Consider the following 16,436-nt stretch of genomic DNA (forward strand, 5'->3'; position numbering starts at 1 on the left):
AGGACCTACATGCCGCCCCGTGCATGCGCGCGGCGGCCGCGCAGATAGGTTGCCGCCACGGCGCGGTCGTCGCCCAGTACCTGCAGCGCGAAGAGGCGATCGTGGAGCGGGGCGCCGGCGGTGCGCCGCGCGAGCAGCGGCGTCGATTCCGGATCGAGCAGGATGAAGTCCGCCTCCTGCCCTGGAAGCAGCGCGCCGACACGGTCGGCAATGCCCATCACCCGCGCGCCCCCCATGGTCGCGAGATGGAGCGCTCGGAACGGATCGAGGCTGCAGCCCCGGAGCTGGCAGACCTTATAGGCCTCGCCCAGCGTGTGGAGCACCGAGAAGCTCGTCCCCGCCCCGATATCGGTACCCATGCCGATCTTCACGCCGAAGCGGTCGGCGGCCGCCGCGAGATCGAACAACCCCGATCCCAGGAACAGGTTGCTGGTCGGGCAGAAGGCGATCCCCGCACCCGCCTCCGCCATGCGGCCGAGCGCGCGGTCGCTCATATGGACGCAGTGCGCGAACACCGATCGCGGGCCGACCAGCCCGAAGCGGTCATAGACGTCGAGATAGTCCACCGCATCGGCGAAGCGCGCGCCCACCGCCGCGATCTCGCCCATGTTCTCCGAGAGGTGCGTGTGCATCAGCACCTCGGGATGCGCCGCGCAGATCGCGCCGGCATCGGCAAGCTGCGCGTCGCTCGAGGTGACCGCGAAGCGCGGGGTTACCGCATAGCCGAGCCGCCCGCGGCCGCGCCAGCGCGCGATCAGCGCCTCGGTCTCCGCCCGCCCCTGCGCCACATCGTCGCGCAGGCCCTCCGGGCCGAGGTCCATCAGCACCTTGCCGGAGACGATGCGCATGTCGCGGGCGAGCGCCGCATCGAACAGCGCGTCGACCGAGGCGGCATGGACCGTGGCGAATACCAGCGCGCTCGTGGTGCCGTTGCGCAGCAATTCGTCGAGGAAGAAGGCGGCGACGCCCTCGGCATGCGCACGGTCGGCAAAGGCCTGTTCGGCCGGGAAGATGTGTCGTTCGAGCCATTGCAGCAGCTGCTCGCCGTGCGAGGCGATCCGCCCGGTCTGCGGATAATGGACGTGCGCATCGACGAAGCCGGGGACAAGCAGCCCGGCCAGCGCCTCGGTTTCGACGCCCGCAAAACGCCCGGCCAGCGCGGCATGATCGCCGCACGCGACGACCAGGCCGTCCTCGACCACCAGCAGCCCGTCGGGGAAATGGCGCACCGCGCCCGGCCCGGCGGTCGCCGGATCCTCGGGCACGCTCAGGATTTCGGCACGAAAGGCCTTCACGCTCCGGTCTCCAGCATCAGCAGTTGCGCGATCACGGCGATCGCGATGATGTCGGGCGCCTTGTCCTCGATGCCCGGCACGCCGATCGGGCAGGTCAGCCGCGCGGTATCGAGCTGCTCCTCGTTCAGGCGCTTGAGGAAGCGGGCGCGCTTGGTGTCCGATCCGATCAGCCCGACAAACGCCGCCTGCGAGCGCAACGCGGCGGCGGTGATCCGGTAATCGAGCCCATGATCATGGGTGAAGACCAGCACCGCCGATCCGGGCTCGGCCTGCTCGGCACAGGCGACCATCGCATCCTCGTCCTGCAGCGACACGCCGGGGATCGCCCGGTTCTCGCGCGGATCGAACCAGGAAAGGCGGAACGGCAGGCGCGGCAGGCGCTGGGCGATGGCAACGCCGACATGGCCGGCACCGAACATCAGCAATGCCCGCTGGGCGCGGCGATCGTCCGGCTCGATGAAGCTGGTGCCGGGCCCCGGCTTCTCGGCACGCGGCGGCAACGGCGTCGGCACGCCCGATTCGGCATATTCGGCGGGCACCCGGTCGATCCGGTCGGGGCCCACGATTAGCGAGGCAACCGCCTTGCGGCGCTCGACATAGTCGGTCCAGTCCCACCCATCGGGATCGTGCGCGACATGCTCGAGCAGCAGCCGCACCTGGCCGCCGCAGCACTGGCCGAGCAGCGGGCCCAGCGGCCAGTCCTGCACGCGCCAGCTCCCCGGCGGCAGATCGAGCAGCTTGCGCGCCTGCTCGATCGCGCGATGCTCGAGCGCGCCGCCACCGATCGTGCCGATGCTGTCGCCGGCGGTCACCGTCATCCGGGTACCGGCGCGGCGCGGCGCCGAGCCTTCGGTCGACAGCACGGTCACCAGCGCGGCGGATTCATGGCCACGCGCGGCACGCAGCGCCTCCAGCCAGTCGGGAATCATCGCCCGCGCAGCTCCTGCACCGCCGCGAGGATGCGCTCGGGCGTGGCGGGCGCATCGAGCTTCGGCAGCCCCTTGCCCGGCGCGGCCGCCGCAACCGCATGGGTGAGCGCGGAGAAGACCGAGATCGCCAGCATGAAGGGCGGCTCGCCGACGGCCTTGGAACGGTGGATGGTCGGCTCGACGTTCCGCCCAGGCTCCCACAGCGCGATGTCCATATGCGCCGGACGGTCGTTGGCGGTCGGGATCTTGTAGGTCGAGGGCGCGTGGGTGAGCAGCCGCCCGCGTCCGTCATAGACGAGCTCCTCGGTGGTCAGCCAGCCCATGCCCTGGATGAAGGCGCCCTCGATCTGGCCGAGGTCGATCGCCGGATTGAGCGATCGGCCGACATCGTGGAGCACGTCGACCGCGACGACCTTGTGCTCGCCGGTCAGCGTGTCGATCACCACTTCGGAGAGCGCCGCGCCATAGGCGAAGTAGAGGAAGGGCCGCCCGCGATGGCTGGGCCGGTCATAGGCGATGTGCGGCGTCGCGTAGAAGCCGGTCGCGGCGAGCGAGACCCGGGCGAGGTGGGCACGGCGGCAGAGATCGTCGAAGCTGCACGACTGGTCGCCGCTGACGACCAGCCCGCCCAGGAACTCCACCGCCTCCGCATCGCAGCCGAAGATCGACGCCGCCAGATCGGCGAGCCGCCCGCGGATCGTGGCGGCGGCGTTGAAGGCGGCCATGCCGTTGAGGTCGGCGCCCGAGGAAGCCGCCGTGGCGGAGGTGTTGGGCACCTTGTCCGTCCGGGTCGAGGTGATGCGGACCCGCCCGACATCGACGCCGAACACATCGGCGACCACCTGCGCCACCTTGATGTAGAGCCCCTGCCCCATCTCGGTGCCGCCATGGTTGAGCTGGACCGAGCCGTCGGCATAGACCAGCACCAGCGCGCCGGCCTGGTTGAGATGGGTGGTGGTGAAGCTGATTCCGAACTTGACCGGGGTGAGCGCCAGCCCGCGCTTGAGCACCTTGTGGCTGGCATTGAACGCCGCGACCGCCTCAACCCGCTCGGCATAGCCGGCCTTGGCCGCCAGGTCCGCGATCAGCTCGGGCGCGACATTGTCGGCAACCGTCATGTGATAGGGCGTGACGTCGCGGCCGGGGCCGTAGAGATTGGCCTGGCGCACTGCCAGCGCATCCCGGCCGAGATGCGCGGCGATCGCATCCATCACCCGCTCGATCGCGATCATCCCCTGCGGCCCGCCAAACCCGCGAAACGCGGTGTTCGAGACGGTGTTGGTCTTCAGCCGATGGCTGACGATCTCCACCGCGGGCAGGAAATAGCAATTGTCGGCATGGAACATCGCCCGGTCGTTGATCGCCGGCGACAGGTCGAAGGTGGCGCCGCAGCGCGAGGCGAGCTCGATGCGGATGCCCTGTACCCGCCCCTCGTCGTCGAACCCGACATCATAGCCCGCGGTAAAGTCGTGGCGCTTGCCGGTCACCATCATGTCGTCGTCGCGGTCGGCGCGGAACTTCGCCGGGCGCCCGGTCTTCGCCGCGACCAGCGCGCAGGCCGCCGCAAAGGCCGCCGCCTGCGTCTCCTTGCCGCCGAACGCACCACCCATGCGCCGCACCTCGACCGTCACTTCGGCGTGCGACGTGCCGAGCAGATGCGCGACGAGGTGCGAGATTTCGCTGGGGTGCTGGGTGGAGCTGATGATGTGCACTGCGCCCTGCTCGCCCGGGATGGCGATCGCGGCCTGGCCCTCGAGGTAGAAATGCTCCTGCCCGCCCATTTCGAAGCTGCCCGAGACGCGGTGGGTCGCCGCGGCAAGCGCCGCATCGGCATCGCCGCGCGCCATGCACTGGCTCGCTTCGATCAGCGATCCCGCGGCCTGCGCCTCGGCGATCGAGACCAGCGCCGGGCGCGGCTCGAACACCGCCTTGCCCAGCCGCGCGGCGCGGCGGGCGGCACGCGTGCTGGTCGCGGCGACGAGGAACAGCGGCTGGCCATGGAACAGCACCTCGCCATCGGCGAGCAGCCGATCGTCATGCACCACCGGGCCGATATTGTTCTCGCCCGGAATATCGGCGGCGGTGAACACCGCGACGACGCCGGGCGCCGCCCGCACCGCGTCGAGATCGAGCGAAACCAGCCGGGCATGGCCTTCGGCGGCGAGGCCGAAGGCGCAGTGGAGCATGCCGGGCAGTTCGGGCAGGTCGTCGACATAGGCGGCGCTGCCGGCGACGTGCAGCGGCGCGCTGTCATGCGGGATCGAGCGGTGGACGGCAGGCTCAGCCATGGAGCACGCTCACTGCTTCGCTGTCGCCTGCCCAGATGCGGCGGAGCAGGTTGCCCGCCACGGTGCTGCGATAGGCGGCCGAGCCGCGCAGATCGTCGAGCGGCGCATAGTCTGCCGCCAGCGCACGGGCGGCGGCCTCGACCGTGGCTTCGTTCCAGGGCTGGCCGAGCAAGGCCGCCTCGCAACCCCGCGCCCGCGCGGGAATGCCCGCCATGCCGCCGAACGCAATCCGCGCATGCGCGACGATCCCATCCTCGATCCGCAGCACGAAGGCGCCGCACACGCCCGATATGTCGCTGTCGAAGCGCTTGGAGAGCTTGGCGACATGCACGCGCGTTCCCGCTGCCGGGCGCGGAATGGTGATGCGCTCGACAAACTCGCCGGGCGCGCGGTCCTGCTTGCCATAGGCGAGGAAGAAATCCTCGAGCGGGATCGTCCGCCGCACATCGCCCCGGCGCAGCGTCAACGTGGTGCCCAGCGCGATCAGCGCCGGCGGCGTGTCCCCGATCGGCGAGCCATTGGCGATATTGCCGCCGATCGTGCCGGCATTGCGCACCTGCACGCCCGCGATCCGCCGCACCAGCTCGCCCAGCTCGGGCGCCAGCCGGGTCAGCGCTTCGCGCGCTTCCGAATAGCGCACCGCCGCGCCGAGGATAAGCGCCGCGTCGGTCTCCTCGATCGTCCGCAGATCGGCGATGTCGCCGATGAACACCGTGGGGCCAAGGTCGCGATGCTGCTTGGTGACCCACAGTCCGACATCGGTCGCCCCCGCGACGATCCGCGTCTCGGGCTCGGCGAGCAGCCGCGCCGCGAGTTCGTCGCCGGTACGGGGATTGTCATAGGCCGGCTCAAGCGCGCGCAGCTGCGCCAGAGTCTCGCCATCCTCCTCGGCCGCGACGGGCACCGCCTCTCCCGCCGCGAGGATCGGGCCATAGCCTGTGCAGCGGCAGAGATTGCCCGCGAGCACATCGCCCACCGGCACCTGTTCGGTGCCCAGCGCGCCGGCGCAGCGCCCGACCAGCGACATCACGATCCCCGGCGTGCAAAAGCCGCATTGCGACCCGTGCCGGTCGATCATCTCGCGCTGGACCGGATGGCAGCCGCCCAGGCTCTCCACCGTGCGCAGCGCCTTGCCATCGAGCATCGGCAGGAAGGTGATGCAGGCATTGACCGCGCGCCACTGCACCCGCTCGTCCGCCGCCTCGCCGAGCAACACGGTGCAGGCGCCGCAATCGCCCTCGGCACAGCCTTCCTTGGTGCCGGTGCGGCGCAGCTTGTAGCGCAGCAGCTCGAGCACGGTCAGCGTCGGATCCGAGGCGTCCGCGGTGACGGTCTCTCCGTCGAGCAGGAAGCGGATCTCAGCTGCCACGGTAGGTCGAATAGCTGAAGGGGCTGACGAGCAGCGGGACATGATAGTGCGACGCCGCTTCAGCGATCCCGAAGGCGATCGTCACGACATCGATGAAGGGCGGATCGGGCAGCGCCACACCCCGTCCCCGGAAATAGTCGGCGACCCGGAATTCCAGGCTGTACGTGCCCGGATCGAGCGCGGGCATGCCCGGACAGCGGCCATCTTCATTGGTCGTGCCGCTGAACAGCTGGCCCGATGTCCCCGACAGGCTCACCGCGACTCCTGCCGCGGGGCAGCCATGCGCAGTATCCAGAACATGCGTCGAAAGGCTGCTCATGCCGCTTCTCCCTTGCTCCACTGCGCGGTGAACTCGCGCTCGGAATAGGCGAGATACTCGGCGAGGATGCGCGCCTCGTCGTCGAGAAACAACTGATCTGCCAGCCCGCTCACCAGCCGCGGCAGGGCATGCTTCAGCCCCGACAATGCCGCCGCAGACAGTCCCATGCTGATCAGCGCCGAATAGTTGAAGGCGAACAGGCCGTGCAGCGCGGCGGCGCCTTCCGACGTGCGCGGCTGGAACTGGAAGGCCGGACCGAGATAGGGATGCGCATCGAGCACGGGCATCGGATCGGGCGCGGCGAACCGGTCGCCCCAGCGCGCGATCTCGCCCTGCACTTCGGCGAGTTCGGGGCGCAGCGCCGGATCGGTGACCAGCCCGGTCGACAGCACCAGGAAATCATAGGTGAAGCAGCCGTTCGGCGTGGTGACGACCACGCCCTCGCCCGTTTCCTCGACGGACAGCCACGGGCTGCCGGTGTGCAGCGCAAAGCCCGGATGCGCCGCTGCCCGCTCGAACATATCGACCGTCGGCGGCTGGTTGCGCTCGAAGAAGCTGCGCATCACCTCGTACTTGGCGGCATCGTCCAGCGCCGGGTAGCGCGGGATCATCCCCGATGCCTCCATGAAGCGGATCGGATTGACCTCCGGCAGCGCGTCGCGGCGAACATGCACCTCGACCGCCGCTGCGCCCGCCTCCAGTGCGGTGCCCGCATTGTCGAACGCAGACGCGCCGCCGCCCAGGATCGCGATCCGCTTGCCGGCGAGCGCGTCATAGTCGATCGCCTCCGACGTATGCGCGAAGCGGTGCGCGGGCAGCGCCCTGACGAAATCGGGCGTGTGCCAATGGCCGCCGCCCTGGATGCCGGTCGCCAGCACCACCTTGCGCGCGGCCAGCACTTCGCCGCCCGCCAGATGCAGGCGAAAGCCGCCGCCGATCGGCTCGATCCGCTCGAGCTTCGCGTCGTTGCGCACCGGCAGCTTCAGCGCGGCGCGGAACCAGCGCAGATAGGCCATCCATTCGCGCCGCGGGATCTTGCCGAGCGCCGCCCAGCCCGCCTCGCCATGCTGCGCCTCCCACCAGGCGCGGAAGGTTAGCGACGGCACGCCATGCTCGATCCCGATCAGATGCTTGGGCGTGCGCAGCGTCGCCATGCGTGCATAGGTGTCCCACGGCCCCTCGTAGCCCGCCGGATTCTCATCGATGACCAGAATATTGCCGATCCGCTCGCGCATCAGCCCGAAGGCCGCGCCGAGCCCGGATTGCCCGCCGCCGACGATCACCACGTCATATTCGCCGTCGCGCGGCTTGAGCCAGTTCGCCTCGCCGAAATTCAGGCAGGCCAGGTCGTGCGCCAGGCGCGTCTCAAGGGAAGCCAGCGTCATCGCACCATCTCCGTCATCCCGGCGAAAGCCGGGATCTCAGGCGAAGGCGCCCAGCAGGAGCCGCACGAGATCCCGACCTTCGTCGGGATGACGGTTTGGGCCTTCATGCCGCCTGCTCCAGCCGCAACCGGACGATCTCGCCGATCTGCGCGATCGCAGTGGCGATCTCGGCCTCACGGCCATTCTCCAGCCGCCGCTCCATCGCGGCGAGGATGCCGGCCTTGTCGGTCAGCCGCACGCAGATGATGAAGGGGAAGTCGAACCGGGCGCGATAGGCGGCGTTGAGCGCGTGGAAGCGATCGAACTCCGCCTGGGTCAGGCGATCGAGGCCGGCGCTGGCCTGTTCCGCCGCGCTCGCTTCGGTAAGCGTGCCGTCCACCGCTGCCTTGCCCGCCAGCTCGGGATGCGCGCGGATCAGCGCAAGCTGCTCGCCCTGCGTCGCGGCATGCACCACCGCCATCAGATCGGCATGACGATCGCCCGAGGACGGCGCCGCATCGGCGCGCGCCTCGACCCAGGGGGAATGTTCGAACAAGGCCGTCAATGCGTATTGCCCTCCAGGCTGACATGCGCGGAAACCACCTTCCAGCCATCGGCGAAGCGGACCCAGGACTGGGTCTGCCGGCCGCGGCGGTCCGATCCCTCGCGGAAGAATTCGGCGTCGGCGGTGGCGAAATTGTCGCCATAGACGGTGATCGCCACGCGCCCGAGCCTGCGCTGTGGCGAGCCGCCCCGCCCTTTTCGAAATTCGCGGATCGCCTCGATCCCGTAGAGCACTTCGCCCACGCCGTAGCGATTGGTCGTCGGCGCATCGTGGAACAACCGGTCCATCGCCGCGACGTCGTCGGCCATCAGCGCGCGCTCATATTCCTCGAAGGCCGCCCTGACTTCGGCCAGCGCCACCGGATCGTCGATCGTCATAGCGGGTGCACTTCCTGCCAGTGGCGCGCGATGTCGATCCGCCGCGCGATCCAGGCATCGCCGCTCGCCAGCACATGATCGAGGAAGCGTGCCACCGCTCGCGCCCGCGCCGGCCGCCCGGCGATCCGGCCGTGCAGGCCGATCGACATCATACGCCCGCCTTCCTCGCGCAGCTGGTCGAAGGTACCCTGCAGATAGCGGAAGAACTGGTCGGGCTCGGTGAAGCCGTTGACCGCGACGAACTTCATGTCGTTGGCGTCGAGGCTGTAGGGCACGATTAGCTGGCCCTGGTCGTAATAGGGCAGATCGTCGGCATAGCTGTCCGCATCATAGACGAATCCGCCCTCCTCGCGGACCAGCCGCGCGGTGTTGGGCGAGGTACGGCCCAGGTACCAGCCGAGCGGCCGGCTGCCGGTCAGGCGGGTGTGGATCTCGATGGCCTTCGCGATGTGCGCGCGCTCCACCTCTTCCGCCACATATTGATAGTCGATCCAGCGATAGCCGTGGCTGGCGATCTCCCAGTCCGCGGCGAGCATCGCCGCGACCGCTTCGGGATGCATCTCCATCGCCGCAGCGACGCCGAACACGGTGACGGGAACGCCGCGCTCGGTGAACAGCCGGTGCAACCGCCAAAAGCCCGCACGGCTGCCATATTCGTAGAGGCTCTCCATCGCCATCGCGCGCGCCGGATGGCTGGCAGCGCCGACCATGTCGGACAGGAACGCCTCGCTGGCCTTGTCGCCGTTGAGGACGCTGTTCTCGGCGCCCTCCTCGTAATTGATCACGAACTGCACCGCGACCCGCGCGCTGCCCGGCCATTGGGCGGCGGGCGGAGTGGCGCCATAGCCGATCAGGTCTCTCATCAGCCCCTCCCCTTCAGGGGAGGGGTTGGGGTGGGGCAGTGCCGCCTATTGTGGCCTCGGTGAGACTGACAGGCCCCACCCCAAACCCCTCCCCTGAAGGGGAGGGGCTTAAGAAATAAAGCCTCGCTCATCCCCAAGCCTCCAGCGCGGCATCGACGCCGGCGCCCGCCGGGCAGGCATAGCCCTCCGCCCGCAGCACCGCCTCGAGCGCGCCGAGCGTGATCAGCACCTTGTGCTTGCGGGCATTGTATCCCATCGCGCCGATCCGCCAGACCTTGCCGGCGAGCGGGCCGAAGGCGGTGCCGATCTCGATCTCGAAATCCTCGCGCATCCGCCGACGCACCGCTTCGCCGTCCACGCCCGCGGGAATCGCGATCGCTGTCACGTTGGTCATGCGGGTGCGGTCGTCGCCGAACACGGTCAGCCCCAGGGCGCGGGCGCCCGCAACCACCGCGCGGCCGGCTGCCGCATGGCGTGCGTAGCGCGCCTCCAGGCCCTCGCCGAGCACGACCCGGGCGCATTCGCGCGCGCCATAAAGCATCGTCGTCGCTTCGGTGTGGTGATTAAGCCGCTTCTCGGACCAATAGTCCATCACCATCGCGAGATCGAAATAGTTGGAGCCGATCCGCACGCCATTGGCATTGACCAGATCGTCGCGGGCGATCCCGGCCTCGACATGCCGGCGCGCGAAGATGTGCTGCGCGGCTGCATCGGAGACCGTGATCGGCGACGAGCCCGAAGGCCCGCCCAGGCATTTCTGCAATCCACCGGTGACGACATCGACGCCCCAGCGATCGGCGGCGATCTCCATGCCGCCGATCGTCGCGGTGGCATCGACATAGGACAGCGCGCCCGCCGCGCGGCACAGGTCGCCCAACCCCTCGAGCGGCTGCGCCATCGTCGTCGAAGTATCGCCGTGCACACAGGCGACGACCTTCGGTCCGGTCCGCGCGATCGCATCGGCGATCTGGTCCATCGGCACGGTCTCGCCCCAAGGGACCGACAGCATCTCCACCTTGGCACCGATCCGCTCGCCGATCTCGCGCAGCAGCAGCCCGAAGCGGCCGAAGTCGATCACCAGCATCGTGTCGCCGGGCGCGACCAGGCTGACCAGCGCCGCCTCGATCCCCGCACGCGCGGTGCCGTCGATCAGGAAGGTCCAGCGGTTCTCCGTCCCGAAGATCGGGCGGTAGAGCGCCATGACCTGCTCCATATAGCCGGTCATCTCCGGATCGAACTGGCCGAGCAGATCGGCCGACATGGCACGCAGCACGCGCGGATGCGCATTGACCGGGCCGGGGCCCATCAGCAGGCGCTGCGGGGGGTCGATCTCGCCGAAGAAATCGGGGGTCACAGGCTCTCTCCAAGTCGTTCGATGAAGCCGAGCATGGCCCGCAGCGCGGTGTCCGCGTCTTCCGGCTCCACCTGCTCGGCGGGGTTGTGGCTGATGCCGTCCTTGCAGCGCAGGAAGAGCATCGCAGTCGGGCAGAGCGCAGCCATGATCATCGCGTCATGCCCCGCGCCGCTGACCAGGCGGAAGGGCGCGACGCCCTGCGCGGCAACCGATGCTTCGAGCAGGTCGGTCAGGGCAGGATCGCAGGGCGACGCGGCAAGGTCGTTGGTCTGCTGTGCGTCAAGATCGAGCCCGCGTCGCGTCGCGATGTCGGCGATCGTGTTCAGGATCACGCGCGCCGCGCCATCGCGCTTCGACTGGCGGCCCGATCTCACGTCGATGGTGAACGCGGCCCGACCGGGAATCACGTTGGGTGCGTCCGGCGCAACCTGTATCCTCCCCACCGTCGCAACCAGGTCGGATGAATCGCTGCGCGCGATCCGCTCGATAGCCAGCAGCATCTCCGCCGCCCCCGCCAGCGCGTCGCGGCGCAACGGCATCGTGGTGGTTCCCGCATGACCGGCAGTCCCTTCCACCGTCACCACATAGCGAAGCTGCGCGGCGATCCCGGTGACCACGCCGATGGGCAGCCCCTCGGCCTCCAGCACCGGCCCCTGCTCGATATGCGCCTCGAGATAGGCCAACGCACCGCCATGTTTCGCCTCGGCGAAGCGCAGGTCGGAAAGCTCGAACGGCGCCAGCGCCTCGTCCAGCGACACGCCCTTCGCATCGCTTACCTCGAGCGCCCTGGGATCGAGCGTGCCCGCCACCGCCCGGCTGGTCAGCATCGCCGCCGGAAAGCGCGAGCCTTCCTCGTCGCCGAACGCATAGATTTCGATCGGAAAGGGCGCGCGCTTGCCCGCCGCGTGCAGCGCCGCCACGGCCTCGATCCCCAGCATCACGCCGAGCGGGCCGTCATATCGACCGGCGTCCTTCACGCTGTCGATATGGCTGCCGATGATCAGCGGCGGCCCGTCGCGCCAGCCCTCGTAGCGGCCGATCAGGTTGCACGCCGCATCGGTGCGCGTGGTCATCCCGGCTTCCTGCATCCAGCCGGCGATCGCGCGCTGGGCGGCAGCATAGGCGGGAGTGAGATAAGCGCGGAACAGCATGTCTGGCGCGTCGCTGTACGGCGCCACGCCCAGTTCGTTGCAGCGCGCGACGGCGCGATGGCCACCCGTCACCATGCCGTCACCTGCCCGTCGCTGCGCGGATCGGTCGCGCCTTCGAGCATGCCGCCGGGATGCCGCACGATCGCCCCGGCATGGCCCATGGTCGAGGTAAACGGAGCGAGCAACTCGACGTCATGCCCGGCCGCGCGCAATTGGTCATAAAGCGCCGGCTCGAAGCGATCCTCGAGCTTGAGCGTAACGCTCTCCGCCCCCCAGGTCTTGCCGAGCAGCCAGCGCGGCCGCGTCACCGCTTCCTGCAGCGGCACTCCGCCCCAGGCGTAGCGGCTGAAGATCGCCGCCTGCGTCTGCGGCTGCCCCTCACCGCCCATCGTGCCATAGGCAATCACCCGCCCGTCGGCGAAGCGCGCCAGCGCGGGGTTGAGCGTATGGAATGGCTTGCGGCCGGGCTTGAGCGCGTTCCAGCCACGCTCGGCCAGCCGGAAGCTGCTCCCCCGGTTCTGCCAGGTGATGCCGGTGCGCGGCAGCACCAGCCCCGATCCGAACTCGAAATAGGTCGACTGGATGCAGCTCACCATCCGCCCGTCACCGTCGGCGGTCGCGAACCAGCAGGTGTCTCCCATCTGCGACGGCTGCGGCCAGGGCAGCGCCTTCGCCCTGTCGACCCGCGCCGCCATCGCATCGAGCGCCGCCGCGTCATCGAGCAGCGCCTGGGGGCTGCGCGCCATATAGGCCGGGTCGCCCACCTCGGCATCGCGGTAGAGGAACGCCTGCTTGGTCGCCTCGATCAGCGCATGGACATGGCCGAAGCTCTCCGGCGCGAACCGGCCGAGCCGCTCGGCGAGCGCAAGGATCAGCAGCGAGGCAGCACCCTGGGTGGGCGGCGCGCTGTTGTACAAGGTGATCCCGTCCAGCGCGACATGCAGCGGCTGCGGCGTCTCGGCGCGGTGCGCGGCAAGGTCGGCACCGGTGACCGGGCTGCCCAGCGCCGCAAGGTCGCGCGCGATATCGTCGGCCAGCGCGCCGCCATAGAAGCTGTCGAGCCCCTCTTCGGCGAGATGGCGCAGGGTCGCGCCAAGCGCCGGCTGCCGGAGGATGTCTCCCTCACCCATCCCGTCATAGGTCTTCGCCCAGTCGCCGGGCAGGTCGCGCAGCTCGGCGCCCTTGCTCGCGACGATCTCTGCCCCGCCGCGCGTCACCGCCACGCCGCCCTCGGCATGGTGGATCGCCGGACGCAGCAGCCGCCCGAGCGGCAGCGTGCTGCCCTTCAGCGCCTCGGCCCAGGCCGAGATCGTACCCGCCACCGTGTTCGCCGCCAGCGGCCCGCGCGTCGGCACGGCGTCCATGCCGGCATAGAGCGACAGGTCGGCCGCCGCCGCGGCGCCGCCGCAGCCATGGATGGCGCGCGTGCTGCCGTCGGGCTCGGCGATCAGCCAGAAGCCGTCGCCGCCGATACCGGTCATGTGCGGATAGACCACCGCCAGCGCCGCTGCGACCGCCACCGCCGCCTCGATCGCGGTGCCGCCGTCCTGCAGCACCTTGAGGCCGGCCTGCGATGCCAGATGGTGCGGCGCGGTCACCATGCCGCGAAGCGAACGAACCGAATGCAGCATGATCAGCCCGCCGCCAGCCAGGCGAAGCGCACGACGAACAGCAGCGCCAGCACAAGCAGCAGCCAGTCCGTCCGGGTGATCTTGCCGCGGATCAGCTTGAGCACAGCATAGGCGGTGAGCCCGAACGCCAGGCCGTTGGCGATCGAGAAGGTCAGCGGGATCATCGCCACCGTCAGGAAGGCCGGGATCGCGATCTCGGGATCGTGCCAGTCGATGTCGAGCAAGGGTGCCATCATCAGCGCGCCGACCAGGATCAGCGCGGGCGCAGTGGCAGCGAGCGGCACGAGCTGGGCATAGGGCGCAACGAACATGGCGAGCAGGAACAGCACGCCGGTGACGATCGCGGTGATGCCGGTGCGGCCGCCCGCCTGCACGCCCGCTGCGCTCTCGACATAGGAAGTGACGGTGCTGGTCCCCGCCAGGCTGCCGAAGATCGTCGCGATCGAGTCGGTCAGCAGGATGCGGTTGAGGCCGGGCACCCTGCCCTGCGCGTCGATCAGCCCGGCGCGGCGGGTGACGCCCATCAACGTGCCGATATTGTCGAACAGGTCGACGAAGAGGAAGACGAACAGGATCTCGAACAGCCCCAGCCCATGGCTGCCCGACAGGCCGAAGACGCCAGCGAGGTCGAGGTGGAACGCCGTCTGCGAAATCACGGTGAGGTCATAGGGCTGCGGCGTGAAGTGCACCGCGCCGACCAGCCAGCCCGCCAGCGTCGTCGCCACGATGCCGATCAGGATCGCCGCGCGCACGCCCCAGGCAGTCAGCGCCGCGGTGAGCACCAGGCCGAACAGCGCCAGCGCCGCGCCGGATGTCTTCAGGTCGCCCAGCGCCACCGACGTCGCCGGATTGCTGACGACGATCCCGGCATTCTTCAGCCCGATGAAGCCGATGAACAGCCCGATCCCGCCTGCGACCGCGGCGAACAGGCTCGGCGGGATCGCCGCGATGATCAGCTGCCGGATGCCTGCGAAGGTCAGCAGCAGGAAGGCGACGCCCGAGATGAACACGCAGCCCAGCGCCACTTGCCAGGGCACCCCCATCGCGCCGACCACGGTGAAGGCGAAATAGGCGTTGAGCCCCATGCCCGGCGCCAGCGCCAGCGGCACGTTCGCGCTCGCGCCCATCAGGATGCTGGCAAAGCCCGCCGCCAGGCAGGTCGCGGCCGCCACCGCGGCGATCGGCATGCCCGTCGATCCCAGGATCGCGGGATTGACCAGCACGATATAGGCCATGGTGAGGAAGGTGGTCAGCCCGGCCAGCACTTCGGTGCGCAGGGTGCTCCCGCGGGCCTGCAGCGCGAAATGCCGCTCGAGCGCGCCCAGGGTTTCCTTCTCAGCCAATCTCTTCCCCTTTCGCCCCGGCCAAACGTCCAAGCTGTAATAAAACCGTCACCCGTGCAAGCCGAAGACTCCGCGTGCCTCCAACGTCGCGGCCAGCGCGAACAACGTCGCCTCGCCCCCCGGTCTGGCGACCAGCTGCACCCCGAGCGGCAGCCCCTCCGCCCGCCGCAGCGGCGCCGCGATCACCGGCAGCCCAATGAAGCTCAGCGGCTGGGTGAAGATGCCTAGATGCGCCCGGGCCGGGACGCGCTGGCCGTCGACGGTGATCATCGGATCGTCGATCCGCGGCGCCACCTCGCCGGCGGCGGGCGCGATCAGCACGTCATAGCGTTCGAACAGCGCTTCGGCGGCGTGGCGGAAGCGCGCGCGAAAGTCCTGCGCGGCGAAATAGGCCGAGGCCGGCAGCATCGCGCCCGCGATCAGCCGGTCGCGCACCTGCGGATCGAACGCCATCGCCCGCCGGCGCAGCTCCGGCAGGTGACGGGCGCCGCCCTCCGCCGCCGTCATCAGGAACGCAGCCGAGCGCGCAGCGGCGACATCGGGCAGCTCGACCGTGTCGATCCCGCCCAGCGCCGCGGCGATCCCGTCGATCCCCGCCGCCAGCTCGGCGCAGATGTTGCGCGCGAACCATCCGCCGAGCCGCGCGACGCGCGGTGCTTCCCGCGCCGGTCCGGCCTGCCCGCCCAGCGCCCGCCACGCCAGCTCCAGATCGGCCACGCTGGTCGCGAAGGGGCCGATATCGTCGAAGCTGTCGACGAACGGATAGACGCCCTGCATCGGCAACCCGCCATGCGTCGGTTTCATGCCCCAGATGCCGCACAGCGCCGCCGGTACGCGGATCGATCCGTTGGTATCCGATCCCAGGCTCAGCGGCACCAGCCCCGCCGCCACCGCCGCGGCCGATCCGCCCGAGGAGCCGCCGGCAATACGCGCGCGATCGTGCGGGTTGCGCGTGGTGCCGAAGGCCGCGTTGATCGTCGCGAAGCCATAGGCGAATTCGTCCATGTTCAGCGTCGCGACCAGCACCGCTCCGGCCGCCTCGAAGCGCGCGATCGCCTCGGCATCGGCGGTTGCCGGCGGCGCGTCGCGCAGCATGCCTGCCCCCGCCGTGGTCGGCAGCCCCGCGACGTCGAACAGGTCCTTCACGCCGAACGGCACGCCGGCGAGCGGCCCGGGATCGCCCCCCGCCGCCACCAGCGCGTCGACGCGGTCGGCCTGGGCCAGCGCGCGCGCCTCCAGCACCTGCGTCACCGCAAGCAATTCGCGACCGGCGCCCTTCGCCGCCGCGATCGCCTCCTCGGCGAACGACCGGGCGCTTCGCTTTCCGGACCGGACAAGATGCGCCGTCGCCGCGGCGCCGAGATGCGCGCTCAGCCTTCCCGCTCCCCTTCCGCGGCGCGCAACACGCCGAGATGCATCTCGAACGCCTCCAGGCTCTGGATCACGCCGGGCAGGCAGGCCACAGGGATATCGAGATCGACCAGGCGCGCCATGCGCTGCACGGCGGCCTCGAGATCCGGCGGCGAGGGTTCAGGCATCGGGTTCATCCAAAACGTCCCGCAGCGCGCGCGTTGCGCAGGTCATCGTC

At 69.9% G+C, this 16,436-nt stretch carries 15 protein-coding genes; all 15 read right to left on the reverse strand.

From position 1 onward, the window contains the following. Window positions 1-5 precede the first annotated feature (5 nt). The 15 genes from guaD to P6144_RS05265 all read right to left on the reverse strand — a co-directional run bounded on the left by guaD (window position 6) and on the right by P6144_RS05265 (window position 16,386). Complete coding sequence (guaD, locus tag P6144_RS05195) at window positions 6-1,295, reverse strand: guanine deaminase (protein WP_277766640.1); 1,290 nt, start codon at window positions 1,293-1,295, stop codon at window positions 6-8. After that, window positions 1,292-2,224 carry a xanthine dehydrogenase accessory protein XdhC gene (xdhC, locus tag P6144_RS05200; RefSeq protein ID WP_277766641.1) on the reverse strand — a complete coding sequence of 311 codons (933 nt, stop codon included), beginning with the start codon at window positions 2,222-2,224 and terminating at the stop codon, window positions 1,292-1,294. The genes guaD and xdhC overlap by 4 nt, the downstream gene beginning before the upstream one ends. Then, window positions 2,221-4,512, reverse strand: a complete 2,292-nt coding sequence (gene xdhB, locus P6144_RS05205; RefSeq protein ID WP_277766642.1) for a xanthine dehydrogenase molybdopterin binding subunit — start codon at window positions 4,510-4,512, stop codon at window positions 2,221-2,223. Before xdhB ends, xdhC begins: the two co-directional genes overlap by 4 nt. Beyond that, a complete protein-coding gene (xdhA, locus tag P6144_RS05210; protein ID WP_277766643.1) occupies window positions 4,505-5,881 on the reverse strand; it encodes a xanthine dehydrogenase small subunit in 1,377 nt (458 codons plus the stop codon). Before xdhA ends, xdhB begins: the two co-directional genes overlap by 8 nt. Beyond that, window positions 5,871-6,200, reverse strand: a complete 330-nt coding sequence (gene uraH, locus P6144_RS05215; protein ID WP_277766644.1) for a hydroxyisourate hydrolase — start codon at window positions 6,198-6,200, stop codon at window positions 5,871-5,873. Before uraH ends, xdhA begins: the two co-directional genes overlap by 11 nt. After that, the gene (locus tag P6144_RS05220; protein WP_277766645.1) at window positions 6,197-7,585 is read right to left on the reverse strand and encodes an NAD(P)/FAD-dependent oxidoreductase; all 1,389 of its coding nucleotides are present in this window, start codon (window positions 7,583-7,585) and stop codon (window positions 6,197-6,199) included. Before P6144_RS05220 ends, uraH begins: the two co-directional genes overlap by 4 nt. A 103-nt stretch (window positions 7,586-7,688) precedes the next feature. Further along, complete coding sequence (uraD, locus tag P6144_RS05225) at window positions 7,689-8,129, reverse strand: 2-oxo-4-hydroxy-4-carboxy-5-ureidoimidazoline decarboxylase (protein WP_277766646.1); 441 nt, start codon at window positions 8,127-8,129, stop codon at window positions 7,689-7,691. Beyond that, window positions 8,126-8,506, reverse strand: a complete 381-nt coding sequence (gene hpxZ / locus P6144_RS05230; protein ID WP_277766647.1) for an oxalurate catabolism protein HpxZ — start codon at window positions 8,504-8,506, stop codon at window positions 8,126-8,128. The genes uraD and hpxZ overlap by 4 nt, the downstream gene beginning before the upstream one ends. Next, window positions 8,503-9,372 (reverse strand): allantoinase PuuE, encoded by an 870-nt coding sequence (gene puuE, locus P6144_RS05235; RefSeq protein WP_277766781.1) that lies wholly within the window; start codon window positions 9,370-9,372, stop codon window positions 8,503-8,505. Before puuE ends, hpxZ begins: the two co-directional genes overlap by 4 nt. A gap of 124 nt (window positions 9,373-9,496) precedes the next feature. After that, window positions 9,497-10,675, reverse strand: a complete 1,179-nt coding sequence (locus P6144_RS05240; protein ID WP_277766782.1) for an alanine--glyoxylate aminotransferase family protein — start codon at window positions 10,673-10,675, stop codon at window positions 9,497-9,499. A gap of 44 nt (window positions 10,676-10,719) precedes the next feature. Beyond that, entirely contained in the window at window positions 10,720-11,949 is a 1,230-nt protein-coding gene (locus P6144_RS05245; protein WP_277766648.1) for an allantoate amidohydrolase, read from the reverse strand. Then, window positions 11,943-13,505 (reverse strand): gamma-glutamyltransferase, encoded by a 1,563-nt coding sequence (locus P6144_RS05250; RefSeq protein ID WP_277766649.1) that lies wholly within the window; start codon window positions 13,503-13,505, stop codon window positions 11,943-11,945. Before P6144_RS05250 ends, P6144_RS05245 begins: the two co-directional genes overlap by 7 nt. A 2-nt stretch (window positions 13,506-13,507) precedes the next feature. After that, entirely contained in the window at window positions 13,508-14,848 is a 1,341-nt protein-coding gene (locus tag P6144_RS05255; RefSeq protein WP_277766650.1) for an NCS2 family permease, read from the reverse strand. A gap of 48 nt (window positions 14,849-14,896) precedes the next feature. Further along, window positions 14,897-16,222, reverse strand: a complete 1,326-nt coding sequence (locus P6144_RS05260; RefSeq protein ID WP_277766783.1) for an AtzE family amidohydrolase — start codon at window positions 16,220-16,222, stop codon at window positions 14,897-14,899. Beyond that, window positions 16,219-16,386 carry a hypothetical protein gene (locus tag P6144_RS05265; protein WP_277766651.1) on the reverse strand — a complete coding sequence of 56 codons (168 nt, stop codon included), beginning with the start codon at window positions 16,384-16,386 and terminating at the stop codon, window positions 16,219-16,221. The genes P6144_RS05260 and P6144_RS05265 overlap by 4 nt, the downstream gene beginning before the upstream one ends. Between the last annotated feature and the right edge of the window lie 50 nt (window positions 16,387-16,436).

The sequence above is a fragment of the Sphingomonas sp. HITSZ_GF genome, assembly GCF_029543155.1.
GTDB lineage: Bacteria > Pseudomonadota > Alphaproteobacteria > Sphingomonadales > Sphingomonadaceae > Sphingomonas.